Origin of the sequence: Moritella sp. 36 (assembly GCF_018219415.1) — a bacterium.
In the GTDB taxonomy this organism is placed as follows: domain Bacteria; phylum Pseudomonadota; class Gammaproteobacteria; order Enterobacterales; family Moritellaceae; genus Moritella.
Genome location: NZ_CP056120.1, coordinates 4,412,163 through 4,437,776 on the forward strand (window position 1 = coordinate 4,412,163; position 25,614 = coordinate 4,437,776).

General features: G+C 40.3%; 24 protein-coding genes. 9 read left to right on the plus strand and 15 right to left on the minus strand.

Translation table 11 applies throughout. The annotated features are described in order from the left end of the window. Positions 1 to 90: 90 nt before the first annotated feature. Together rpmA and rplU are read right to left on the minus strand one after the other, a co-directional pair. Positions 91 to 348: a 50S ribosomal protein L27 gene (rpmA, locus tag HWV03_RS19560; RefSeq protein WP_019441736.1), complete on the minus strand. Its 258-nt coding sequence runs from the start codon at positions 346 to 348 to the stop codon at positions 91 to 93. Positions 349 to 364: 16 nt separating this feature from the next. Beyond that, positions 365 to 673, minus strand: coding sequence for a 50S ribosomal protein L21 (gene rplU / locus HWV03_RS19565; protein ID WP_006034531.1), 309 nt, complete (start codon positions 671 to 673; stop codon positions 365 to 367). Positions 674 to 992: 319 nt separating this feature from the next. Between rplU and ispB the strand changes: the two genes are divergently transcribed. After that, positions 993 to 1,964: an octaprenyl diphosphate synthase gene (gene ispB, locus HWV03_RS19570; RefSeq protein WP_211673103.1), complete on the plus strand. Its 972-nt coding sequence runs from the start codon at positions 993 to 995 to the stop codon at positions 1,962 to 1,964. A 205-nt stretch (positions 1,965 to 2,169) separates the two neighbouring features. Here ispB and HWV03_RS19575 read toward each other — a convergent pair whose 3' ends face one another. The 5 genes from HWV03_RS19575 to HWV03_RS19595 all read right to left on the minus strand — a co-directional run bounded on the left by HWV03_RS19575 (position 2,170) and on the right by HWV03_RS19595 (position 7,206). Beyond that, positions 2,170 to 3,468 (minus strand): adenylosuccinate synthase, encoded by a 1,299-nt coding sequence (locus HWV03_RS19575; RefSeq protein WP_211673104.1) that lies wholly within the window; start codon positions 3,466 to 3,468, stop codon positions 2,170 to 2,172. A gap of 130 nt (positions 3,469 to 3,598) precedes the next feature. Beyond that, complete coding sequence (locus HWV03_RS19580; RefSeq protein ID WP_211677489.1) at positions 3,599 to 3,781, minus strand: DUF2065 domain-containing protein; 183 nt, start codon at positions 3,779 to 3,781, stop codon at positions 3,599 to 3,601. A gap of 121 nt (positions 3,782 to 3,902) precedes the next feature. Then, positions 3,903 to 5,228 (minus strand): branched-chain amino acid transport system II carrier protein, encoded by a 1,326-nt coding sequence (gene brnQ / locus HWV03_RS19585; RefSeq protein ID WP_211677490.1) that lies wholly within the window; start codon positions 5,226 to 5,228, stop codon positions 3,903 to 3,905. A 212-nt stretch (positions 5,229 to 5,440) separates the two neighbouring features. Beyond that, positions 5,441 to 6,184 (minus strand): tRNA1(Val) (adenine(37)-N6)-methyltransferase, encoded by a 744-nt coding sequence (locus HWV03_RS19590; protein ID WP_211677491.1) that lies wholly within the window; start codon positions 6,182 to 6,184, stop codon positions 5,441 to 5,443. 50 nt (positions 6,185 to 6,234) lie between these two features. Continuing rightward, positions 6,235 to 7,206 (minus strand): inverse autotransporter beta domain-containing protein, encoded by a 972-nt coding sequence (locus HWV03_RS19595; protein WP_211677492.1) that lies wholly within the window; start codon positions 7,204 to 7,206, stop codon positions 6,235 to 6,237. 321 nt (positions 7,207 to 7,527) lie between these two features. Here HWV03_RS19595 and srmB point away from each other — a divergent pair, with 321 nt between their 5' ends. Beyond that, complete coding sequence (srmB, locus tag HWV03_RS19600) at positions 7,528 to 8,793, plus strand: ATP-dependent RNA helicase SrmB (RefSeq protein ID WP_211677493.1); 1,266 nt, start codon at positions 7,528 to 7,530, stop codon at positions 8,791 to 8,793. A gap of 1,421 nt (positions 8,794 to 10,214) precedes the next feature. On the opposite strand, the gene HWV03_RS19605 is transcribed toward srmB, so the two are convergent. Beyond that, positions 10,215 to 10,391 carry a hypothetical protein gene (locus tag HWV03_RS19605; protein WP_175545866.1) on the minus strand — a complete coding sequence of 59 codons (177 nt, stop codon included), beginning with the start codon at positions 10,389 to 10,391 and terminating at the stop codon, positions 10,215 to 10,217. 453 nt (positions 10,392 to 10,844) lie between these two features. Between HWV03_RS19605 and HWV03_RS19610 the strand changes: the two genes are divergently transcribed. After that, positions 10,845 to 11,873: an NAD(P)H-dependent flavin oxidoreductase gene (locus HWV03_RS19610; RefSeq protein WP_211677494.1), complete on the plus strand. Its 1,029-nt coding sequence runs from the start codon at positions 10,845 to 10,847 to the stop codon at positions 11,871 to 11,873. A 65-nt stretch (positions 11,874 to 11,938) separates the two neighbouring features. On the opposite strand, the gene HWV03_RS19615 is transcribed toward HWV03_RS19610, so the two are convergent. Next, the gene (locus HWV03_RS19615; RefSeq protein ID WP_211677495.1) at positions 11,939 to 12,628 is read right to left on the minus strand and encodes a general secretion pathway protein GspB; all 690 of its coding nucleotides are present in this window, start codon (positions 12,626 to 12,628) and stop codon (positions 11,939 to 11,941) included. Then, a complete protein-coding gene (locus HWV03_RS19620; protein ID WP_211677497.1) occupies positions 12,625 to 14,280 on the minus strand; it encodes an ExeA family protein in 1,656 nt (551 codons plus the stop codon). Before HWV03_RS19620 ends, HWV03_RS19615 begins: the two co-directional genes overlap by 4 nt. A gap of 257 nt (positions 14,281 to 14,537) precedes the next feature. Here HWV03_RS19620 and HWV03_RS19625 point away from each other — a divergent pair, with 257 nt between their 5' ends. Beyond that, a complete protein-coding gene (locus tag HWV03_RS19625) occupies positions 14,538 to 15,698 on the plus strand; it encodes a multifunctional CCA addition/repair protein (protein WP_211677499.1) in 1,161 nt (386 codons plus the stop codon). Between the two features lie 100 nt (positions 15,699 to 15,798). On the opposite strand, the gene HWV03_RS19630 is transcribed toward HWV03_RS19625, so the two are convergent. From HWV03_RS19630 to folB, 3 genes are all read right to left on the minus strand, one after another. Beyond that, complete coding sequence (locus HWV03_RS19630; protein ID WP_211677501.1) at positions 15,799 to 16,653, minus strand: undecaprenyl-diphosphate phosphatase; 855 nt, start codon at positions 16,651 to 16,653, stop codon at positions 15,799 to 15,801. A gap of 96 nt (positions 16,654 to 16,749) precedes the next feature. Next, positions 16,750 to 17,256 (minus strand): 2-amino-4-hydroxy-6-hydroxymethyldihydropteridine diphosphokinase, encoded by a 507-nt coding sequence (folK, locus tag HWV03_RS19635; protein ID WP_211677503.1) that lies wholly within the window; start codon positions 17,254 to 17,256, stop codon positions 16,750 to 16,752. After that, entirely contained in the window at positions 17,256 to 17,624 is a 369-nt protein-coding gene (folB, locus tag HWV03_RS19640) for a dihydroneopterin aldolase (RefSeq protein ID WP_067041533.1), read from the minus strand. Before folB ends, folK begins: the two co-directional genes overlap by 1 nt. 189 nt (positions 17,625 to 17,813) lie before the next feature. Between folB and plsY the strand changes: the two genes are divergently transcribed. The 3 genes from plsY (at position 17,814) to purD (ending at position 21,768) form a co-directional block, all read left to right on the plus strand. Then, on the plus strand, positions 17,814 to 18,413 hold the full coding sequence (gene plsY, locus HWV03_RS19645) for a glycerol-3-phosphate 1-O-acyltransferase PlsY (protein ID WP_211673120.1): 600 nt from the start codon (positions 17,814 to 17,816) through the stop codon (positions 18,411 to 18,413). A gap of 322 nt (positions 18,414 to 18,735) precedes the next feature. Then, on the plus strand, positions 18,736 to 20,328 hold the full coding sequence (gene purH, locus HWV03_RS19650; RefSeq protein ID WP_211677504.1) for a bifunctional phosphoribosylaminoimidazolecarboxamide formyltransferase/IMP cyclohydrolase: 1,593 nt from the start codon (positions 18,736 to 18,738) through the stop codon (positions 20,326 to 20,328). A gap of 150 nt (positions 20,329 to 20,478) precedes the next feature. Continuing rightward, positions 20,479 to 21,768 carry a phosphoribosylamine--glycine ligase gene (purD, locus tag HWV03_RS19655; protein WP_211673122.1) on the plus strand — a complete coding sequence of 430 codons (1,290 nt, stop codon included), beginning with the start codon at positions 20,479 to 20,481 and terminating at the stop codon, positions 21,766 to 21,768. 67 nt (positions 21,769 to 21,835) lie between these two features. Here the strand turns inward: purD and HWV03_RS19660 are convergent, their stop codons facing one another. Both HWV03_RS19660 and HWV03_RS19665 read right to left on the minus strand, forming a co-directional pair. After that, positions 21,836 to 22,435 carry a DUF4136 domain-containing protein gene (locus tag HWV03_RS19660; protein WP_211677506.1) on the minus strand — a complete coding sequence of 200 codons (600 nt, stop codon included), beginning with the start codon at positions 22,433 to 22,435 and terminating at the stop codon, positions 21,836 to 21,838. A 150-nt stretch (positions 22,436 to 22,585) separates the two neighbouring features. Further along, the gene (locus tag HWV03_RS19665; RefSeq protein ID WP_211677508.1) at positions 22,586 to 23,230 is read right to left on the minus strand and encodes a LysE family translocator; all 645 of its coding nucleotides are present in this window, start codon (positions 23,228 to 23,230) and stop codon (positions 22,586 to 22,588) included. Positions 23,231 to 23,598: 368 nt separating this feature from the next. On the opposite strand from HWV03_RS19665, the gene HWV03_RS19670 reads away from it, so the two are divergent. Both HWV03_RS19670 and HWV03_RS19675 read left to right on the plus strand, forming a co-directional pair. Further along, entirely contained in the window at positions 23,599 to 24,366 is a 768-nt protein-coding gene (locus HWV03_RS19670; RefSeq protein WP_211677510.1) for a class II aldolase/adducin family protein, read from the plus strand. A 35-nt stretch (positions 24,367 to 24,401) separates the two neighbouring features. After that, positions 24,402 to 25,577 carry a mandelate racemase/muconate lactonizing enzyme family protein gene (locus tag HWV03_RS19675; protein ID WP_211677512.1) on the plus strand — a complete coding sequence of 392 codons (1,176 nt, stop codon included), beginning with the start codon at positions 24,402 to 24,404 and terminating at the stop codon, positions 25,575 to 25,577. Positions 25,578 to 25,614: the final 37 nt, after the last annotated feature.

Below are 25,614 nucleotides of genomic sequence, written 5' to 3' on the forward strand. Positions count from 1 at the left end.
GACTACTATTTTTATTACTAATATTTATTTTAGCAATAAAAAAACCCCGCCATATAGGCGGGGTTTAAAAATTCTTAGTTTGTACTGAAATTATTCAGCTACAATGCTAATGAACTTACGGTTTTGTGGTCCTTTAACTTCGAACTGCACTTTACCGCTAGCTTTAGCGAATAGAGTGTGGTCACGACCACAACCTACGTTTGTACCAGCGTGGAATTTAGTACCACGTTGACGAACTAGAATGTTACCCGCAAGAACTGATTCGCCACCAAAGCGTTTTACGCCTAAACGTTTGCTTTCTGAATCACGACCGTTGTTGGTACTACCACCAGCTTTCTTATGTGCCATCTTTTAGTACTCCTAATTAAGCGATTTTAGTAATCTTAACTTCTGTAAACCATTGACGGTGACCCATCTGTTTACGAGAGTGCTTACGACGACGGAACTTAAGGATTTTAACCTTGTCCGCACGACCATGAGATACCACTTCAGCAGTGATTTTCTTACCTTCAAGGTAAGGTGCGCCAACTTCGATATTCTCGCCGTTAGCTACCATTAATACTTCGTTAAATTCGATGCTTGAACCAGCTTCAACGTCTAGAAGTTCTAGACGAAGAGTTTGACCTTCAGCAACGCGGTGTTGTTTGCCACCGCTTAGGAAAACAGCATACATGTTTTCTGACTCCGATTCGTGTCCAGCGTACCTTAGGTAGCGACACGTCATAATAATTTATAACAATGGCGCGAATTCTACTCAAAACTCCCCGGTTAGGCAAGCTGATTTTTAAAATAAATATAAATAAGCAGTAAAGTTGTAAATCGCTGCTGCTTAATCCTTTCGGCAATTCCAATTTAGTGTACAATTACGACATAAATTTGACGGGCATTTCAGCTTGTAGCCTACAATCAAGATAGAACTAGTTATCTATATAGCTATCAATAGCTTTTCAAATCGTCATATAACTATAAAAAGTAGCACGGAACTTATACTCATGGATATTAAAGCCATTCAAGCGTTATCAAAACAAGATATGGACGCTGTCAATGAACTCATTTTAGATCGACTGCAATCGGATGTTGCCCTCGTAAATCAAGTGGGTTATTACATTGTAAATGGTGGCGGTAAACGCATTCGTCCACTAATAGCAACGTTAAGTGCACGCGCGCTGGGTTACCAGGGGCAACAACATATTGATGTAGCCGCTATCATCGAGTTTATTCATACTTCAACCTTGTTGCATGATGATGTGGTTGATGAGTCAGACATGCGCCGTGGTCGTGAAACGGCAAATGCTGCATTTGGCAATGCGGCAAGCGTGCTAGTGGGTGACTTCTTATACTCACGCTCTTTTCAAATGATGGCAAAACTCAATAACAGTAAAATTATCGATATTTTGTCTGATGCAACCAATGTAATTGCTGAGGGTGAAGTATTACAGTTAATGAATTGTAATGATGCAGACACTGACGAAAAACGTTATATGGATGTCATCTACTACAAAACAGCCAAACTATTTGAAGCCGCTACGCAACTTGCAGCGGTTATCTCTGAGCAACCGGCACACATCGAACAAGCGATGATTGATTATGGTGTGCATTTAGGTGCAGCATTCCAGTTGATTGATGATGTGATGGACTACACAGCTGATGCTCAAGAGATGGGTAAAAACGTTGGAGATGACCTTGCAGAGGGTAAACCAACACTGCCATTAATTCATGCGATGGCGAACGGTACCGAACAAGAAGCATTAATGGTACGCGAAGCTATCGAGAAGATGAATGGCATGGATAATCTTGATGCCATTCTGGCGATACTTGACCGTACTGGCTCACTTACTTATTGCTTTGATAGAGCCCAGCAAGAAGCTGATTTAGCTGTTCAAGCAATTGCAGTACTACCTGAGTCAGAATACAAGCAAGCGCTGATCTCACTCGCTTACATTGCAGCAAACCGCAGTAATTAAGCAGTAACCGATTAGTGAATAAAAAGCCGTTTGATTCTTATCGCGAAGAATCAAACGGCTTTTTTGTACCTGAAACTACAGCCTTACCGTAAATCATTAGGTCACAAACGGTAACTAAGATTATAGGGTACGTAGCTTTTATAAATTGTAGATACAAAAAAGGCCGCATACGCGACCTTTTATTTATCAGTTTAACCAGGCAGACTTATACGTCGTATGGGTTAACTAATACCATTGTTTCGTTACGATCTGGGCCAGTTGATACGATATGAATTGGCACGCCCGTAATTTCTTCAATGCGCTTGATGTAAGCGATTGCAGCTTCTGGAAGTTGCTCTAGAGAAGTAGCGCCGTATGTTACGTCACTCCAGCCTGGCATTTCTTCGTATACAGGTTTAACAAGTTCATAACCGTCAGCAGCCATTGGTGGCACGTCAAGGATTGAACCGTCTTGCTGCATGTAGCCAGTACAGATTTTCAACGTTTCTAAACCGTCTAATACGTCCAGTTTAGTTAGGCAGAAACCTGTGATGCTGTTTAACTGAATTGCACGTTTTATTGCAACTGCGTCAAACCAACCACAACGACGTTCACGTCCAGTAGTTGCACCAAATTCATGGCCTTTAGTACCTAGGTGATGACCAATTTCATCATCAAGTTCAGTTGGGAATGGACCAGAGCCTACACGCGTAGTGTAAGCTTTAGTGATACCAAGAACGTAATCGATGTGACATGGACCAAAACCACTACCAGTAGCTACGCCACCTGCAGTTGTGTTTGATGATGTTACATACGGGTAAGTACCGTGGTCGATATCTAGTAACGTACCTTGAGCACCTTCAAACATGATGTCATCACCGCGGCGACGTGCATCATCAAGAAGTGAAGTTACGTCTACGATCATGTCTAGTAGAATAGGTGCAACTTCGTGCATCTGTGCTAGTACATCTTCATAGCTTACTTCTGGTTCGTTATAGTAATGCTGTAGTTGGAAGTTATGGTATTCCATTACTTCTTTCAATTTAACAGCAAACAGTTCCATGTTGAATAGATCACCAACACGTAAACCACGACGAGCTACTTTATCTTCGTAAGCTGGACCGATACCACGACCAGTTGTACCAATTGCTTTTTTGCCAAGTGCTTTTTCACGGGCAGCATCTAGTGATACATGATATGGCAGAATTAATGGACACGCTTCGCTGATAAGCATACGCTCACGAGCTGGGATGCCTCGATCTTCAAGCATTTTAACTTCAGTCATTAATGCATCAGGTGCTAATACTACACCGTTACCAATGATACATTTAACGTTTGAACGTAAAATACCAGATGGAATTAAGTGAAGAACTGTTTTTTCACCATTGATTACTAGAGTGTGACCAGCATTGTGACCACCTTGGTAGCGCACAACATATTTAGCTCTGTCAGTTAGTAGATCAACTACTTTACCTTTACCTTCGTCACCCCATTGAGTGCCGAGAATAACTACATTCTTTCCCATGATACCGTCGCGGTTGTTGGTTAAAAGAGGATTCTAGCAAAATTTAAATCAAAATGTTTAAAAAATTTGATTTCTATCTCATTAAAATCAGAAAATATAAGTTTACTTGTTGTTCTGTTGCACAATTATATTACAACGTAATCAATAATACGATACCGATTACGACCAGGCAACCTGCATATTTGCGTATTTTGTCAGCGGGCAGCTGCGTAATAAGGGTTAGCATTTTTTGCCATTGCTTAGGCATTATCATCGGCATAGTACCTTCGATAATCAATACAATCGCCAACGCTAACCACAGTTCATTACCCATCAAACCACCTCATTATAGTGCTATAAAGCGTTACTCACACAAAAATCACATAAAAAATCCGTTCACGAGGGAACGGATTTAAAATGAGTACAATCAACTCTAATTTAGAGCATATGACCGACTATTTTGCTGTAGCAACACGCACATTCGTTTGCGAACGCATTGCAACAATCGATATTATAATTGCAAGTACAGTGGGTAATACCCAAGCTAAACCTTGATCAAATAATGGTAAAAATTCAAAGCCACTCATTGCAATACCCGCTACTTTCATGCCGTCTAATAAACCAAACATGAATGCAACAACCATAACGAAACGGAATGCAAACTGTGGATTAGGGAAACGTTCTTGTAATAAGATTAGTGCAACAATCGCAATCGCAAGTGGGTATACCGCAAACAATACCGGTACCGAGATACTAATGAGTTGTGATAAACCAACATTCGCTACAATCGCACACGCGATGCAATTAATAATAACGAGCATTTTGTATGACCATTGTGGCTTTAACTCATGGAAAAATTCTGCTACCGCACTTGCTAAGCCTACAGCTGTCGTTAAACATGCTAATGTTACAACCGCCGCTAAGATGTACTGGCCAGGCATACCGAATAAGGCTTGTACATAAGTAGCTAAGATCATCGCACCATTTACATCAGCACCAGCGGCAATGAGAGATTGGCTCGTTGCGCCTAAGTAGAATAGTGAAATATAAACAAATGCAAGACCCGCAGCTGCGATAGAACCCGCCATGACTAAATATTTAAATTGACCCGCTTTATCTTTTACGCCTTTGCTTTTAAGTACGTTAATAATCAACATACCAAACATTAATGACGCAAAGGTATCCATGGTGTTATAACCTTCAAGGAAACCTTTGGTAAAAGGACTATCTATATACGCTTCACGTGCCGCGCCAATATCACCTTGTGGCATGATAAAGACCGCAATCGCTAATACCGTTAATAATATAATTAATGCCGGAGTTAAGATCTTACCGATGTTATCAATCATTTTACCTTGGCCTAAAGCGAAACAGGCAGTAATAATGAAGAAGATAACAGAGTACAAAGCCAATGTAGTATCGTTAGCTGCATCACCTAGAAAAGGTTTAATCCCCATTTCATAAGCAACTAAGCTTGTTCTTGGTGCAGCAAAGGCTGGACCGATAATGACATAAATAGCTACGGCAATCGCGGTGCCGACCATTGCCGGTAAAAAGCGTGTCATAGTAATTAAACCACCGCCTGCTTTTGCAACGGCGATGATTGTAATCAGGGGTAAACCGACAGCAGTAACAAGGAAACCAAACATTGCAGGCATAAATGATTGCCCAGCAAGATTACCTGCTAAAGGTGGAAAGATGATATTGCCTGCGCCTAAAAAGAAGGCGAACGTCATAAAGCCGATGGCTAAAACATCAGTTGTTTTTAACTTAGTTGTCATTAATATACTCTCTGCTTAGATGTTGTTGTGTTTTCATTTATCAACTTCTTCCGTGAAGTAAGCATGGAGAGATACTCTCCAGCCGGTGTAGCACAAAGTATTATAATTATGTTCTTGTAAAGAATTTTGTATCAGCCACTCACCTATTAATTACCGATACTAACAATCTGGTAATTAAGTGCAAGAGCAAATCTGCCAGCACTATAATGAAATTACATTTTTAGGTAAAAATCTTTAGTGATGGTCTGGTAATCATGGGAGTAACTGCCATCTGGGTTATGGACAGTAAGAGACTGGTTTTGCAATTGATTATGACCTCGAGAAATACTCATCAACATACGTTTGTAAGCCTTTGTATGCGTTGTTTTTATGTTCAGACACGTTATTTGCAAATTACCTAATTGTTGGCAGTAATTAACAAGTTCACAACCAGCATCATAAGGTAACACAAGTGCTATACGTCCATTTGGTGATAATAATTCCAGCGCACAATCCACGAGTTCCTGATGCGTTAAGCTTCCCGTATGCCTTGCAATTTTGCGGGCATCATCGGTAAAACTTTGGCCATGAATAAAATAAGGTGGGTTAGAAACGATAAGGTCAAACTTAGTATCTTTATCTTTAGATGCCGGGGTGAATGATTGCAAAGCAGCATGTTTAACTACGATTGAAGATGCCCATGGTGAGTTATCAATATTTTTTTTTGCTTGTTGGCACGCCAATTCGTCAATATCAATCGCGGTTGCTTGTAGCTCACCTTGACAGCGTTGCGCTAACATAAGACTAATAAGACCTGAACCAGTACCAATATCCAGTACTGTTAGCGGTGCTTCGGGCGTTGTTGTCACATCCGCCCAGCCGCCAAGTAAAATACCGTCAGTTCCTACTTTCATCGCACAATCAGCGTGTGAAACATGAAACTGTTTAAAACTAAAACCATCATTTTTATTTGTCACTGTATACCCACACTTTTATCTGCGCGTTATTACGATGACGCTACTCTACACTAGTTTGCAGTACGCGGAAGCACTTTAGAACGCGAGAATGGGATCATTTGATGCATCAAAAAATCATTATCAGAAATAAGCTCTAACTGTTCACTAAATGGTCGCCATGGATCATAGTTGAAGTAAAGATATACACCATAACCGACATCATGCTCTTTCACTTTGGTTGCTTCAGCCCCTAATTGTAATAATGAGATTGGCGTGTAATCCAGGCCTACTGTTAATTTATGACTATTATCAGTAGGGTCGTAATCATCATTCATTTGAATATCATCACCGAAGAAATACTCAAAAGAACTATGGAATTTTACGGTTGTCGTTATTGCGCCCTCGGCACGAATATCCACACTGTTAACTAGGTCACCTTCATGATCTTTACCAGACGTCGGAAAATAAATATTCGATGACAAATTAAAAATATAATTTGGGTCATCGTATTTAGTACCAACCGATAAACGGTGGTTACCGGAGTTCAACTCTATATCCCAGAAAGCATTAACACCCACACCAATAAGGCTATCTTCAGGTAAAATACCAATACCATTAGAGACTAATACATCTCCATTTTTGTAATCTATATTCGCTTGCCAGACAAGATCATCAGCAAAGATATCGTCAACTACGTAATCAATCCCAGGGTTACTAGCTAAGGAAGTTCCGTGCCTCTCGTAATCATCATAATTACTGTTTAACGTTATGCCAAAACTAAGATTAGAATAAAGTGGTACAGGAAATTCAAATGGTGTAAATTCTGGTTGTTCAGGCTCTTCTACTATAGGTGATGGTTTACGTTGCTCTTCACCGCCTACGTGACCACGATTCTTACCCCAATAACCTTTATTTGAAACCTTACCTTCACCTTCATTTTCAGAGTAGTACTTATCTTCAGCGGCATGAATAGAAGGAGACAGGGATAATAGCAGCGTAATAGAAGACAATAATACCGTTGGAAGTAGACCATGTGAGCTCATCGAAAACGTACCTTAATAATAAAACAACGAAGCTAAGATAACAAAATTATAGCCTCCAAGCTAATGAATATAATCAATCTCTATAATTACCAATCGGGCATTTAAATATCCCCTTTAACGATTCTATCGCGCCAATAATACCGACAAAAAATAAGTACTATAATCGCGATTATTTCGTCACTTGAGTAGAAAACTAATACCCTCTAGGGCGCTAATCTGCCATAATGGCCGATTAGCGCTCAAAAATTTGACGTGTCTTTGTTTAAATACAGCAAATGATAACTTCATCTTCCTTTTTAACCTCTTGTATACGGTAGTTTTATGGACTTCGAAAGTCTCGATCTAGACCCTGAATTAATTGCAGCACTTACTGATAATAATCTTGTTAAACCAACATTGATTCAACAGCAAGTATTGCCAACTGCCATGGAAGGTAGAGATATCCTTGCATCTGCACCGACAGGTACAGGTAAAACGCTGGCATTTTTATTACCAGCTGTTCAGCATCTTCTTGACTTTCCACGTCGCGAATTAGGCCCTGGACGAGTACTTATCTTGACGCCAACGCGAGAACTCGCGAGTCAAGTATTCCAACAAGCTAAAATGCTAGCTGCCTATACTGACCATAAAGTATCGATGGTAACGGGTGGTGTTGATTATGCGCTACACGCTGAAGTATTAAAAAATAGTCTTGATATTGTCATCGCTACACCGGGTCGTTTATTAGAATATATCCGTCGTGATGCATTTGAATGCGCAGCCGTTGAAGTACTGATTCTAGATGAAGCAGACCGTATGTTAGATATGGGCTTCTATGATGACGTGAAAAAAATCACTGATGAAATGACTCGTCGTCAACAAACAATGCTATTTTCTGCGACCCTAGAAGGTCGTGGTATTGAGCGTTTTGCTGAAGAACTATTGAAAGAGCCAGCTAAATTTACAGCTAATCCTTCACGTAAAGAAAAAGCAAAAATTCACCAACTAATGCATCACGTTGATAATCATGCACACAAGCAAGCCTTGTTAGTGCATTGGTTACGCGACGAAAGCACAACTCGTTCTATCGTATTTGTAAAAACTCGTGAACGTTTGGCTGAATTAGTAAGCTATTTACAGTCTCAAGGTATTCCGTGTGCTTATTTACGTGGAGAGATGGATCAAGCAAAACGTACTCGTTCATTAAATCAATTTAAAAACGATAAAGTAAAAGTACTAATTGCTACTGACGTCGCCGCTCGCGGTATTGATGTTCAAGATGTAAGTCATGTATTTAACTTTGATTTACCACGTAGTGCTGAAGTTTATGTCCACCGTATTGGTCGTACAGCACGTGCGGGTAAGAAAGGTACAGCAATTTCATTAGTGGAAGCGCATGATCTACGTATCTTTGGTAAAATTGAACGTTACACTGAAGAAACAATTAAGCGTCGTGTAATTCAAGGTTTGAAGCCAAACAATAAAATTGCAATATCGAAAACCAAGAAAAAAGCGAAAGTAGCGGCGACTGGTAAAAATAAAGTATCAGCGAAAGCGAAGCTTAAAGCTAAAAAACGCACCAAGAAAAATAAGTCTAAAAGCAAGTAATCGCTAAACAGACGATAGCTTAAATTAGCTTGATTAAAAAAGGCGTTAAATTTATTTAGCGCCTTTTTTGTATCTCAATATTAGATATTGATATTAAATTTTCAAACATAAATTGGGTCTGTATACGATAAGTCATGTCGATAGTTAATTCGTAGGCGAGTATTGAATAGAAAAGCGTTGAATTGTGTATTTATTAAATCCCAGATATAGAAAAGGCAGCACACAGTGCCGCCCTAAGTCTATACTTTCAATCCATGAAACTTGTAGCTACCCTGCTAAGTCCTGACTCTATTCATTCCATTAAATTTCCACTTCCCAATCCGTCGGAGTGTCCTTTTGCCTTCCTAGCACAATAAATCGATCCTGATTTATTTCTGTGTCGCGTCCTGCAACTTAATCCTTTGGTCTTCTTCCTGAAGCTGTCCTTGTGTCGCATCCTGCAACTTAATCCTTTTGGTCTTCTTCCTGAAGCTGTCCTTGTGTCGCGTCCTGCAACTTAATCCTTTGGTCTTCTTCCTGAAGCTGTCCTTTGTGTCGCGTCCTGCAACTTAATCCTTTGGTCTTCTTCCTGAAGCTGTCCTTGTGTCGCGTCCTGCAACTTAATCCTTTAGTCTTCTTCCTGAAGCTGTCCTTTGTGTCGCGTCCTGCAACTTAATCCTTTGGTCTTCTTCCTGAAGCTGTCCTTGTGTCGCGTCCTGCAACTTAATCCTTTAGTCTTCTTCCTGAAGCTGTCCTTGTGCCGCGTCCTGCAACTTAATCCTTTGGTCTTCTTCCTGAAGATGTTCCCGCTCCGTCCTTGTGCTTATAAATATACGTCATTAACGTTTCGCAAGAAGCACGTAAATTCAATTAAATTACAATCTTTTACAAGATCACACACAAGTAAAAATATAAGCCATTGATAAAAATAAGTATAACCGTGAAGCACGAGTATAAGACTAGGTCTAACATCGAGATAAACACAGTGATGTAACGGTTATATCCCTCACCACAAATAGTCGATATCTTACACATTGAAGCCTGCCAGCTCAGTATATAATGTTGTTTATTTAAAATAGACAGAATATACCCAAACTAAAGTTGTAAAACTTAAAATATAGCGATAAATAATGCTGTTAAAACAAACATACCATATACATCTATAAGTAGACCTAAAGGTAAGAAGTAAGGTTATATAGATGGTTGAAGTGAGATGGGTTATGTCAGAAAAATTAGTTGGTGGTAAGTTATATAGCGCTGCTTATATTAAACTCCAGATATAGAAAAGGCGGCACACTGTGCCGCCCTAAAGTCTATATTTTCAATCCATGAAACGTGTAGCACCCCTGCTAAATCCTGACTCTATTCATTCCATTAAATTTCCACTTCCCAATCCGTCGGAGTGTCCTTTTGCCTTCCTAGCACAATAAATCGATCCTGATTTATTTCTGTGTTGCGTCCTGCAACTTAATCCTTTGGTCTTCTTCCTGAAGCTGTCCTTGTGTCGCGTCCTGCAACTTAATCCTTTGGTCTTCTTCCTGAAGCTGTCCTTGTGTCGCGTCCTGCAACTTAATCCTTTGGTCTTCTTCCTGAAGCTGTCCTTGTGTCGCGTCCTGCAACTTAATCCTTTGGTCTTCTTCCTGAAGATGTTCCTGCTCCGTCCTTGTGCTTATAAATATACGTCATTAAGCCTGAGCAACAATCGCGGAAATTCAATTAAATTACATAAATTTACAAGAAAAAAAACACGAAAACCAACAAGTTGTTGATATATATATAAATTGGTATTTTTTACGAGTGTAAGACTAGGTCTAATACTGAGATAAACACAGTGACGTAACGACTATATCCCGACGTCCACATAGTCGATGTCTTACACATGGAATTCTATCTATCCAGCAGATAATATTGTGGATATAAAATACACAGAACATACCCAAACTAAAGTTGCAATAGTTAAAACTTATCGATAAATAACTTTGTTAAAAATAAACATATTATTAACATCTGTATGTATTAGTGCATTTATGCTAATTTATTTTCCAACCTTTTTGCATCTTTGGGATAAAGTGATGAAAACACGGATTACAGAATTATTAGGAATTGAGCACCCTATCGTCTTACCTGGTATGAGTTGGATATCAAAACCAGAACTTGTTGCGGCAGTTTCCAATGCCGGTGGTTTAGGCATTTTAGCAACAGGACCATTGAGCCAAGAAGAAACCCGCACAGCAATCAAAAAGATCCGTGAGCTTACTGACAAACCATTCGGTATTGGCGCTACCTTACTTATGCCAGGAGCGAAAGAAAATGCCAAAATAGGTATTGAAGAACGAGTACCCGTGATTAACTTCTCACTTGGTAAAGGTGATTGGATCGTCGAACAGGTTCACGCTTATGGTGGTAAAGTTATTGCCACTGTCGTTAATGAGAAACATGCGAAGTCTGCACAATCGATTGGCGCCGATGCCTTGATGGTAACAGGCCATGAAGCTGCCGCGCACGGTGGCGATGTCACCTCACTAGTATTGGTTCCCGCGATTGCCAGCGCCGTAGATATTCCAATTATCGCGACTGGAGGTTTTGCTGATGGTAGAGGTTTAATTGCCGCTCTTTCACTTGGTGCTGAAGGGGTTGCAATGGGCTCCCGTTTTGCCACCAGCCAAGAAAGTGCTTTGCATAATAACGTTAAACAAATCATTACTAGCAAATCTGAAAACGATACTATCTATTCGAAAAACTTTGATGGTCTCTATGCCCGCGTTTTAAAAACGCCAGCTTCTATTAAAGCAACCAAAAAGCCAATGAATTTTGTCTTAGCCTTATTTAAATCGGTAAAGGCCGCTAAAATGGTCGATTTACCGTTTTTGAAATTAGTCGCTGGCGTCTTTGTGCAATTCGATAAAATTAAGCAATTGTCATATTTCGGTGCTGCAACTGAAAAACTAGAAGCTGCTACCATTAATGGTGATTTAACTACTGGTGTGCAATTTATTGGTCAATCGCAAGGATTGATTAATGATGTACCAAGTGTAGCTATTATCGTAGATCGTATTATGACAGAAGCAGATAATGTGATTAATAAATTAGCGAAACAATAAGATGATGATAAGCAAGGATGTAGTTAACGACTTCCTTGCTCATTTAGACTGTCCGCGCAATGAGATTATGCAGACCAATCAGATAACGCTTGGAGACTAAAGCTCTGCGCACCGACGCGCATAATCACTTCATTTTGCAATATCTCTAAAATCTCAACATCATCACTCAACCAACTTCCCTCACGTAAGTCTCGGTTATTAAGACGCACGCTACGATTTTGTGGTTTCGACGAATACACATGCGAGCTATAACTAATATTAGGGATTTGCGCACGTAAGTGTGCGGGTAAGTCCTTAATAGGGACAGCATTGTAACTTTCTGCTATCACTTTAGCAGGTATGCTATCAGTATCACTTGTCGCCGTTAACGCCCGATTAAATTTAGCAAGTAGTTCGGCTGACACCTGCTCATTAGCTAACTCATCATTCATCGTTAATAGCTCAGAAGCTTGAGCCTCTTTCACTGCTGGCTTGCTACTCGGTACAATCACTGCAGGTAACTGTTCTGATGAAGGTGATACAGAAGGCGTTACCGGAATATTAACTGCAGATAATGGGTGTTCAAACTCAATATCAGGTAACTTTAAAATAGTCAGCGGATCGGTTTGTTCAACGCCCGTTAAAACAGGCCTTGTTACATTTATATTATGACGAGCATTGTCGTTTGCAAACAAGGCTGGACTCCATAATACACTCACCGCTAAGCTTACACTGATACTGCATAGACTTAGGATTTTACCAACTGCAAGGCTCATTTTTTCTCCGGAATATGTGTTGCCACATTCAATTTAGGCACTGTGCTATCAGCATAATGGACAACTGTCATCATAGTTTGAGGACCAACAATTCCATCAGCGGTTAAACCAGCCTGTTGTTGAAAACGTATCACCTTTTTCATTAATATCGCATCAAACCTCGTACCTGATAAGGCTTTTTCACCAAGCGCTGCGCTCACGTTACGATCTAACCAGCGTATTAGTGTGCCTTTATCATTTTGTTTTAAGCTATTTTTAAAACGACTTGGTGCAGTCCAGAATAATGTGAAATCACCACTCCAATATTTTTCAAACCAAGCTTGGCTCACCAATAAATGGCTGTTGTTTAATTGTAACTCCACACCTGATGACGTAATACTCAACAAGGTTGCGTAATAATCTTCACCGAGGTTATCCAGTAAACGGACGACAGCAGGTAAGTTATATTGTACTAATTGTGCATAATTACCCTGTCGCTGCAGACAACGTAATTTCGCATATTGCGCATTACGACAAGTCGCATCGTTCAATGCAATATCATAGCCCCACTCTTTATATAAAAACTGAGTAGCTGCACTGCTTTGTCGTGCAGAATTAATATTCGCTAATAACGCCTTATCAGATATGACCTCATTCATAACAGGAGGTGCCTCATCTATGACAAGTTTATTTACCTCGTTCTTGTCTGCCGTGTCATTGACTACCACTACTTGTGTCGTTGGCGCTTTATCTATTAGGCGATCAAATAACCCCAGCTGAAAACCAGCCAAACCAAAACCTATTAATACCATGGCTAATGCACCCGCAAATAAGCCTACTTTACTGGACTTGGATTTGCTTGTCCCAGTAACAACGACCGCATTAACGGCTTCTTGTACATGTTGTGGAGTAATTTTATTGGCATTTTCTTTAAACGCATAATACAAGGCTTTATCACACACCAAATTAACTAAACGCGGGATACCTGCAGTATGTTGGTAAATACGCTTTAATACTTTGGTGTTAAATAAGCCTGGATTACCGGATGCGATACTTAAACGGTACGCCACATAACTGGTTAATTCAGATTCTGTTAAAGGCAATAAATGATAACGAGCGGTAATACGTTGCGCGAGTTGGCGTAACTCAGGCTGTTTTAGTTTTTGCTGTAACTCAGGTTGGCCAATTAACACTATGTGTAATAGCTTTTTATGGTCAACATCGAGGTTGGTTAACAAACGTAGTTGTTCCAATGCTTTCGTGGATAATAATTGCGCTTCATCAATCATAACCACGCAGGATTTATGTTGCTGACAATTACTGAGTAGATAATGATGTAATAAATCAAAGAGCACCTTTAAACTCAGCTCATTATTATCATAGTCTAGCTTAAATTGATCACAAAGCGTCGCGAGTAACTCCAGCTCACTTATTGCAGGATTATGAATATAACCCAGGATCGTGTCATTCGTTAAGCCCTCTGCTAATGCACGTGAAACTGTGGTTTTACCGGTTCCCACTTCACCGGTTAACATGACAAATCCACCCGCACCTTGTAATCCATAAGTCAGGTGTGTCAGTGCCTCTTTATGCCTATCGCTCATAAAAAAGAAACGAGGATCGGGAGCAATAGAGAAAGGCATTTCTTTTAAATGAAAAAACTCAGTATACATCTATGATTATCATCCTATAGTTGATGCTTCACGTTAATAGCTAGACAACAAAATGTCAAAAATAGGCGATAAAAATACTACTTTATTCATAAAATAAGTTGTAGTGCTCATTAACCATCAACTGAAACTGAGTTACCGCAAGTAAATCTCCACAATTGACAGCAAAGATCGAATTTATTATTCGGTAAGGTATACTTAAAAAATACCATGTAATTATCTTAAAGCTATCATTAAAGTAAAGTAACAGGGGTTGTTTAGTGCAAATATATTTAGTTGGCGGAGCCGTTCGAGACAAATTATTATCTCTACCGGTAAAAGATAAAGATTTTGTTGTTGTTGGTGCAACACCCGCAGAAATGCTAGAACAAGGCTATCAGCAAGTCGGTAAAGATTTCCCTGTATTCCTACACCCAAGCAGTAAGCAAGAATATGCACTGGCACGAACCGAACGAAAAAGTGGTTCAGGGTATACAGGTTTTACCTGCTATGCAGCACCCGATGTGACGCTTGAGCAAGATCTTGTACGCCGAGACCTGACCATTAATGCTATGGTTGAAGATATGAACGGCCAAACCATCGACCCACTTAATGCCAGAGCAGATTTAGATAATCGCATACTGCGTCATATCTCAGAAAGCTTCAGTGAAGATCCATTACGCGTCCTACGCGTAGCCCGTTTTGCCGCACGTTTTCACCATCTTGGCTTTACTATCGCTAATGAGACACTGACGTTAATGCAGGGCATGACACAGGCAGGTGATCTTGCTGAATTAACCCCCGAGCGCGTATGGCAAGAAGTTGAAAAGACATTATCAGCAGCCAATCCAGAAATATTTTTCCACGTCTTAAATGAAATTGGCGCATTAGCAGTTATCTTACCCGAACTCGATGCCCTCTTTGAGCGTATACATAGCGAAGGTTATAATGAGACTACAACTGTCGGCCAGCAAGCCTTAATTCAGCTACAGCAAACTGCATTACTTTCGGCTGATTTAGCCATTCGCTTTGCTGCATTGATGCAGAAGCTTGATAATTCTCAAGTTAGTATTAAAGCACTGGCCAAACGCTGTAAAGTGCCTAACGAACACCGAGATTTAGCGTTGCTGGTTAGCGCACAACAAGAAAACATTCACAGCGCTCTAACCTTAGAGCCTACTGATATTATCAGCCTTTTCGATAATACTGATGCATGGCGTAAACCTGAACGTTTTCAGCAAATATTGTTAACCTGTTCAAGCAGTAAAGTCTGTAAATTACCCGATGAATATCAACCGACTCAATACCTGACACAAATGCTTAATGCGGCTTGTGATATTGCAGTACAACCGATCATTGCAGCTGGATTCCGTGGTGCGGAAATCAAACAGCAATTAACAACACAACGTATTGCTGCATTAACCACATTACGATCTCAATGAGCACTGGTCATAAATGATGGTTAACATGTAAGATCAAAAAAGGCTGCTACCTCACAGGTAACAGCCTTTTCATCTTTAGTCTTAATGCTAATCGAGGAAGTTAAAGCCCTTGAGTATAGATTAAATAGAACAGACCAGCGCCTAAAAGTAGACGGTAGATAACAAACGGGAACATGCCTAATTTTTCTAGTACTTTCAAAAATACATGGATACAGGCTACAGCACTAAAGAAAGAAATAACAACGCCTAAGCCCATAGCAAACCAATCAACAGCGCGTACTGTCGTAATGATTTCACCCGCTTGCAGGGTTTCAACGACATCACCATTCAGTACTAATTTCAGTGTTAAATAACCACCTGCCATTGCAATAATCGGGATCGACATTAAGAATGAGAAGCGTGCTGCGGCACTACGGCTAAGCCCTAACATTAAACCTGCAGTAATCGTCACTCCCGAGCGAGAAGTACCCGGAACTAACGCCAACATTTGTGCAACACCAATGATTAATGCCCCTTTCCAACCAGTTTTATATTCATCTTTTATTTGCGTGGCATTAGCATCAGCCCACCATAACAACAAGCCAAAGATAATCGTAGTAGTGGCGATCACCGTGGTACTACGCAAATATAATTCAATTAAATCTTTGCCAAAGAAGCCGACTAACGCAGCCGGAATGGTTGCTAATAGTATGCACCATGCTAGCTGACTGTCTTTCGTGTGTTCATGTTTAAACAGAGAACGCACCCAAGCCACAGCCATAGCGCCAACTTCCTCACGGAAATAAATAAGTACCGCTAATAATGTACCTATATGTACAGCAACATCAAAAGCAAGACCTTGATCCTCCCATCCAAGTAATTGTGACGGTAAGATAAGGTGAGCAGAGCTTGATACAGGTAAAAATTCAGTGAGTCCCTGAATCAATGCCAGAACGATCACTTCCAAAGTACTCATTCATATTTCCTTTATTGTAATAGTTAAAAATAAATAGGTTTAAAGATACAGGTTAATACTATAAATAATTCGCATTAACCTTGCTCATTATAACGTCTAAGCCAGCTCAGCTATTTTCGGCCATTGCCACTTAGCGAGCATGAGTACCTGTGTTGATTTGTCAAAGTCACGCCATAATTCAGCCATTGAAATACCAGACACCGGATGACGTAAATCCGGAGCTAGTTCGGCAAGCGGCCATAATACAAAAGCATGATAAAGAATTTCAGCGCGAGGTAAAATAGGCGTTTCAGATTGGATGATATTGTCGAATAACAATAAATCCAAATCTAAGGTTCGGGGTGCATAACGACGATCAGTCGCTTTACGTCCATGTGTGATTTCAAGATCTTTTAAACACTGCATTAATTCGCTAAGCGATAACGATGTGGTAAATTCCACCACTAAATTGTAATAGTTATCACCCGTGCAATTGACAGCCGCACTTTCGAAAATAGGAGAAATACGACAGTCATCAAACATCTTATCAAGATCACGTAGCGCATTCGCGACATGATATTCTTTATCAATGTTACTGCCGATGCCGATATACACTAAAGCCATTACGCTAGCGTTCCATCACGCTGGCCACGTTCAATATATACACCAACCGTTGCCGCATTTGCGACAGCACCAGGTTTACTCAGTTTGAGGCTAATCCAAGGTATACCAAATGTTGTCATTAATAGTTCAGCAACTTGCTCTGCCATTGTTTCAACCAACTCAAAAATATTGTTTTGTGCAAAGTCAGTCACTAACTTAGATACGGCAGAATAATCCAATGCTTTGGTAATATCATCAGTCAGTGCTGAAGGGCGATTATCATGTGCCATTTTCAAATCAAATACTAACCGTTGAATGATCTTTTTTTCCCAATCATATACACCGATCGTGGTAAAAACTTCCAATTTTTCAATAAATACAATGTCCATGAGCTCGTCCGTAGTAAACTTGATAGAGGTCGGATACCCTCGCGAATAAAAAACGCGTATGATAGGTTTCTCAATTTTTATTTATATCTAAAATAAACTACGTAATTGTAAGCCTTGTTACAGCACGTAATTTATTAATGGATATAATAATGCAATAATACAGCAAACCTAGAGAAGAATTAATCAGTAATGACCCTATTGAGCTTAATCTTTATCATTTTCGCCTATCTGCTAGGCTCGATTTCTTCAGCGATCCTTATTTGCCAGCTGTTTCGCTTACCTGATCCACGAAAATACGGTTCACTAAACCCGGGCGCAACCAATGTATTACGTACTGGAAACAAATTCGCCGCAGGCTTAGTTCTCTTTTTTGATATGTTAAAAGGCGCACTACCGGTCTGGGTCGCTTGGTATTTAAACCTCACGCCATTTTCTCTCGGACTCATCGCAATCGCAGCTTGCCTAGGTCATATTTACCCCATTTTTTTTCAATTTCAAGGCGGTAAAGGGGTTGCAACTGCATTTGGCGCGCTACTGACCATAGGTCTTGATTTAGGAGCCTCAATTGTATTGAGCTGGGGGCTATCCTTGGCCGTTACTGGCTATTCGTCAATGGCTGCTATTTTTACTGCTCTCTTCGCGCCAATTTACACTCTTATTTTTAAAGCCCAATATACCCTACCCGTTGCCATGCTATCTTGCCTTATTATTTGGCGTCACTACGACAATATTATGCGTCTGCTGCAAGGCAAAGAAGATAAGATCTGGCACAAAAAGAAAAAACGTTAAATTACAATGCAATACAAAAGCTAGCGTCTACGACAGGTATATAATTCGTTAATATACCTCGATTATACTTACGTCGTTAAATTAAAAGCATAAAAATGCTGTTCGTGAATTTTTATTAAAAAAATCGACACAATTAATTAATTTTCAGTTAGAATGCCCCCCATCTGCGGTACGTTATATATCTAAAGCTATTTAACAAGCAAATTGCTTCTTAAAGTTAGTCGATATAAAAGGAACATAGTGCAGGATGTTTCCGTAAAAGGCCAAGCGACCTTTTCCGAAAACATCCTTCTATAAAAATGTACTTTGAGGTAATCGTAAAATGGACAACGCTCGACCTATTCGCCGTGCACTTATCAGTGTGTCTGATAAAACTGGTATTGTAGAATTTTCTCGCGGCCTAGTAGAACAAGGCGTCGAATTATTATCTACTGGCGGGACAGCTAAATTATTAGCTGAAAATGACATCCCAGTAATAGAAGTTTCTGACTATACAGGCCATCCAGAAATGATGGATGGTCGTGTTAAAACGCTACATCCTAAAGTACATGGTGGCATTCTTGGCCGTCGTGATATTGATGTTGAAGTAATGTCAGAGCACGGTATCAACCCGATTGATATTGTAGTTGTTAACCTTTACCCATTTGCCAACACTGTTGCCAATCCAAATTGCAGCCTAGCTGACGCCGTTGAGAATATCGACATCGGTGGTCCAACAATGGTTCGCTCTGCAGCTAAAAACCACAAAGACGTGACAATTGTCGTTAACGCTAGCGATTATGACCGTGTATTAAGTGAAATGTCTGCAAACAATACCTCACTGACTCATAAAACCCGTTTCGACCTTGCTATTGCAGCATTTGAACACACAGCTGCTTATGATGGCATGATCGCAAACTACTTCGGTACTATGGTTCCGAGTTATGGCGACAACACAGAAGGTGATGAAGAATCTAAATTCCCACGCACATTCAACAGCCAGTTCATCAAAAAACAAGATATGCGCTACGGTGAAAACAGCCACCAAGAAGCCGCATTCTATGTTGAAAAAAATACCACTGAAGCATCTGTTGCAACAGCAACACAGCTACAAGGTAAAGCATTATCTTATAACAACATCGCAGATACTGACGCAGCACTCGAATGTGTGAAAGAATTCGATGCACCAGCATGTGTGATTGTAAAACACGCAAACCCATGTGGTGTTGCTATTGGTGACGATATCTTAAGTGCTTACGACAGTGCATTTAAAACAGATCCCACATCAGCATTCGGTGGCATCATTGCTTTCAACCGTGAACTTGACGCAGTAACTGCACAAGCAATCGTTGACCGTCAATTTACGGAAGTAATCATAGCTCCATCAGTCAGTGCTGAAGCAAGCACAATTGTTGCGAGCAAGAAAAATGTTCGCTTACTTGAATGTGGTGAATGGACAGCTAAAAACGGTGAGTTCGATATTAAACGTGTTAACGGCGGTATCTTAGTACAAGATCGCGACCGTGGCATGGTTAGCCTAGACGACTTGACGGTTGTATCTGAGCGTCAACCAACAGAACAAGAACTGACTGACCTACTATTTTGCTGGAAAGTAGCTAAGTTTGTTAAATCAAACGCAATTGTTTACGCAAAAGATGGCGTAACGGTTGGTGTTGGCGCAGGTCAAATGAGCCGCGTTTACAGTGCTAAAGTTGCTGGAATTAAAGCCGCTGACGAAGGTCTTGTGGTTGAAGGTTCAGTTATGGCATCGGATGCATTCTTCCCATTCCGTGACGGCATTGATGCTGCAGCGGCTGCGGGTATTACATGTGTAATCCAACCAGGTGGTTCAATCCGTGATAATGAAATTATTGATGCGGCTAACGAACACGGTATGACAATGATCTTCACAGGTATGCGTCACTTCCGTCACTAAGCCTGTTGGAAAAGCACATTAGTTAAAAATACAGTCAGAGTAGTGACACACACAACTCTGACTGTACTGCTCTCATTCAATTATAAATCTTGCTAAGTATCGCAGAGTACCCCCAAGATTAGCGCATAAAGTAAAAGGAATAACATCATTATGAACGTATTAATTATTGGTGGCGGTGGTCGTGAACACGCCCTAGGTTGGAAAGCGGCTCAGTCTAAAAATGTTGAAACTGTATTTATCGCACCTGGTAATATTGGTTCTTCGCTAGAAAACAAATGTAAGAATGTACCTATCCAAGTGGAAGATATTCCAGCATTGGTTGCATTCGCACAAGAAAACAAAATTGAACTAACGATTGTTGGCCCTGAAGTACCATTGGTACTTGGCGTTGTTGATGCGTTCCAAGCAGAAGGTTTGGCTATCTTTGGTCCAACACAAGGTGCTGCACAATTAGAAGGCTCTAAAGCATTCTCAAAAGACTTCTTTGCACGTCATAATATTCCAACAGCTGCATACCAAAACTTCACTGAAATCGCACCAGCAAAGGCGTATATAAGCGAAATGGGCTGCCCAATTGTTATTAAAGCTGACGGCCTAGCGGCAGGTAAAGGCGTAATTATCGCTGAGACTGAAGCGCAAGCATTTGCTGCAATTGATGACATGCTTGAAGGTAACAAGTTTGGCGATGCTGGTGCACGCGTAGTTATCGAAGAATTCTTAGTGGGTGAAGAAGCAAGTTTCATCGTGATGGTTGATGGCGAAAATATTCTGGCGCTAGCAACAAGCCAAGATCACAAAGCACGTGACAATGGTGATAAAGGTCCAAACACAGGTGGTATGGGCGCTTACTCCCCAGCCCCAGTAGTAACACAAGCGGTTCATGACTTCGCGATGAATGAAGTGATCCGCCCGACGGTTGATGGCATGAAAGCAGAAGGGAATACCTACACTGGTTTCCTATATGCCGGTCTGATGGTTGCACCGGATGGCACAGCAAAAGTATTAGAATATAACTGTCGTTTTGGTGATCCAGAAACACAGCCTATCATGATGCGTTTAAAATCAGATCTTGTTGAACTTTGTCTTGCTGCTGTTGCAGGTAAACTAGACACAGTGACTGCGGATTATGACGAACGTGCTGCGGTTGGTGTGGTGATCGCGGCTGGCGGTTACCCTGCTGATTACGCAAAAGGCGAGATCATTACGGGCCTACCTAAAGCGGACTCAACTGAAAGCAAAGTGTTCCATGCAGGTACAGCATTGCAAGGTGACAACATTGTGACTAACGGTGGTCGTGTTCTTTGTGCAACTGCGCTGGGTAATACAGTAACAGAAGCACAAGAAAATGCGTATAAGCTAGCGGCACAAATCAATTGGGAAGGTGCTTTCTACCGTACCGATATTGGTTACCGTGCTATAGCGCGTGAAAACCAAAAATAGTCAGACACTATTTTGATGTTATAAAGATGAGCAGCCACTGGTTGCTCATTTTTTGCTTGTAATATAGCTATTTTGACGCTTTAGGTGGAAATTTACTTAAGATACTTTTCACCACATCTGCAACTAACTTATCCATTTCAGCCGCATCTGTCGATTCAGGTAGACGTTTACTCCCTATGCCTCGCCAAATTAGCTCTAAGCTTGTTGGGTCAATCACATCGACAACAAGGCTACCTTGCTGGTATTCATCAATACGGGTTTCTGTGTGCGCGCTCAGTGACATGCCTCGGTGTCCATAACCAACACCCCAACCCCAACTTGGGCCATAGCCGGAATAATTATCATAAGTACGAATATTAGTTTTCTTTTCCGAGGTAATACTGTAATTCACATAAAAATCAGGCGCAGTCGAAAATGAAAAACCTTGTGCAACAAGCTGCTTGTCAATCGCTTTGGTGATACGAACATCCATGATTCGATTATTAAGATAAGCATTTTCCTTTTCAACTTTTGCCGATTCAGGTAACCAATTAAACCCTTTCAACGTGGTAAAATCAGCACTTTGATCGTAATCTGTACTCACTTTAACGGTGGAGCATGCGGCCAAAACCAAGCTAAGCAACGCAACCAAATAACCTTTTTTATTAACCAACTGTCGTGCTTTCATAACATCTCCTATACCCAACATACTTCATAATGCGGGATAACCTTTTTGAAAGTTATCATTAGTCCTGCCATTTAAATTAGCACTAATACGAGGTAAAGATAATAAAAAATGATTAATGTTCAGTCTGAAGTCACTATAATTTATACACAACTAGACGACTGCAGCAGGTACTTTCGAAACTAATAGCCATACACCAAGTAATACAAATACCGCCCCCATGATCTTATGTTGGTAGATATGGAAACGTTCGTTCGTTAATAGCGATTTACCTAATGTACCGACAGTGACCACAAGTAATAAGTTAAACAATAAACCTAATGCATTAAGCAGTAAGCCTAACACCAGCATTTGTTCCCCAGATGAAGCTTCAATATTTGGTGACACGAACTGTGGTAAAAACATCACGAAGAACAATAATGCTTTTGGATTTAATAAATTAGTAAATACCGCTTTACGATACAGCGAACGAGCCATTTTATTGGTTTGATCTATTTCAGGCGCGACAACAGAGCTAGTACGTAAACAACCCCACCCCATTTTAAGTAGGTATAACCCGCCCAATAAATGTAGTGTCTTAAGTGCCATTGGACTCATAGCTATCATCACAGATACGCCCATTGCCGCTAACAACGTGAAAGCAATACCTGATGTGGTAATACCTAATGTGGTAAAAAAGCCCACCTTTCGGCCATAGTTTAAGCTTGAACTGGCAATTAATAACATGCTAGGTCCAGGGATCAATAATAACGCCACAACAGCAGTTAAATACAGGGGCAGAATAGAGAAATCAATCATTAGATGGTCGCGTTGCAAAATAAAAAACCAGATTGTAATACAACTAGCAACATTTTAATCTATTTTTAATCAAAAAAGTAAAAATCAATGACGAACGTATTTATGACGGTATAGGTTCTTCTAAAAAGTACCCAAATAGCACCATTGAAACCTGTCATTATATTCAATCAGATATTAGATGGTGGTGTGGTTGCCCATACGCTTACGATCATGTTAAGCAAGTTTAAAATGTCATGTGCTTTCACCGATAGAAATGTCGCATTGGCTACTTATCCGATTTTAGTGGTTCGCGTAAAATAGGATTGTAACAAAGTCCCTTAGGCGTGATATAAAGGATAAGAAGCTAAAAACTTAAAAAGGATTAAAGTATGTTTAGTTTACCTAAGCCAGATCTTAAAAATGGGGTCAGCGACAAAGAATGGCAACTTAGAATAGATCTGGCTGCTTGCTATCGGTTGGTTTCGCATTTTAACTGGGATGATTTAATTTATACGCATTTATCAGCCCGTATCCCAGGAACGCGACATTATTTGATTAATGCTTTTGGTCTTGCGTTCGATGAAGTGACCGCATCTAACCTGGTTAAAGTCGATCTCGCTGGAAATATTATCGATGATAGTCCTTTTAGTATTAATCCTGCTGGTTTTACGATTCACAGCGCTATTCATGAGGTTCGTGAAGATGCACATTGCGTTATACATTTGCATACAGCAGAAATGATAGCAGTCGCAACACAAAAACAAGGCTTGTTACCTTACAGCCAATATTCTATGTTTTCATTATCATCACTTTCTTATCATGCTTATGAAGGGCTTGCTGTGGATAGTTCTGAGAAACAGCGTTTGCAGGATGATCTCGGCCATACTAATTATATGTTATTAGTTAATCATGGTGGTTTAACATTAGGGCCCACTATTGGTGATGCCTTTATGCGTATGTATGATTTACAGCGTGCTTGTGAAATACAAATAATGATCCAATCAGCTGGACAGGATATTACTCCTGTACCACAACCAATTTTAGATAATATTTATAAGCAAGCTAACATTGTTCATACGGGTTCAACTGGTGGGCAGCTTGCATGGCCAGCTATGTTACGTAAGGCTTATAAATTAGATCCTAGTTTTATGGAATAATATAGTCGTAATAAAAATATAATAGGGAGAGTTAGATGAAAGTTACGTGGATTGAAGTATTTGATATTCACTGCCCAGACCGTGCAGGATGGAATCCGATATTTGTTCGTATTCATACAGATGAAGGAATAAGTGGTGTCGGTGAAGCAGGCTTGGCGTATGATTTGGGTCATAGTGCTGCGGCTAATATGATTAAAGAAATGGCAGAAGCATTCCTAATTGGACATGACCCTTTTCAAACAGAAAAACTTTGGTCTCGTATGTTACGAGAGAGTTTTTGGGGATTAGGTGGAGGACCTATCGTTTATGCAGCGATGAGTGCTATTGATACCGCATTATGGGATATTAAAGGGAAAGCACTGAATCTTCCAGTTTACCAACTTTTAGGTGGTAAAGTGAATGATGAACTACGTACTTATGCATCTCAGTTACAATTTGATTGGGATGATGAATTCAAAGCTTTATCTCACCCAGAAGAATATGCTGAAGCGGCATTAAAAGCGGTAGCGCAAGGTTATGACGCCGTGAAGGTTGACCCTATTATGTATGATAAAAATGGGAATACTTATTACGAACGCACTAAAATTATTTCAAAAGCAGAAATGAAACTATACCGTAGTCGCATGCAAGCAATTCGCGATGCAGTAGGCGACGAAGTTGATATTATTTTTGAGTGCCATAGTTTACCTGGAGCAACTACAGCGATTCAGCTAGGAAAAATTGCAGAAGAATTCGGTTGTATGTATTACGAAGAACCTGTTAATTATTTGAACCACTCTTTGCATGCTAAAGTGGCGGATAAAGTTGCAGTGCCTATTGCGGGTGGAGAGCGGTTATATAATCGTTGGGGTGTTCGTCCATATTTAGAAGACCAAAGTATTGATGTACTTCAACCCGATATTGGCTTATGTGGTGGTTTTACCGAAACGAAAAAAGTGTGTGATTATGCAGACATCTTTGATGTTCGTATTCAAGCCCACGTATGTGGTGGACCTGTTGCAACAGCTGCATCCTTACACCTCGAAACCGCGATCCCCAATTTCCTTATTCATGAGCATCATACCTATGCGATAAAGAAATGGAATCGAGAGCTGTGCATTCAGGATCCTCAACCTGAAAATGGTGTATTTAAAGTATCTGAAGCGCCGGGTATCGGAATTGAACTTAATGATGATCTTGTTATGCGATCACCTCGCATTGAGATTAAATAAATATAGAAAATGATAATCGATTCTAGAGTCGATTATC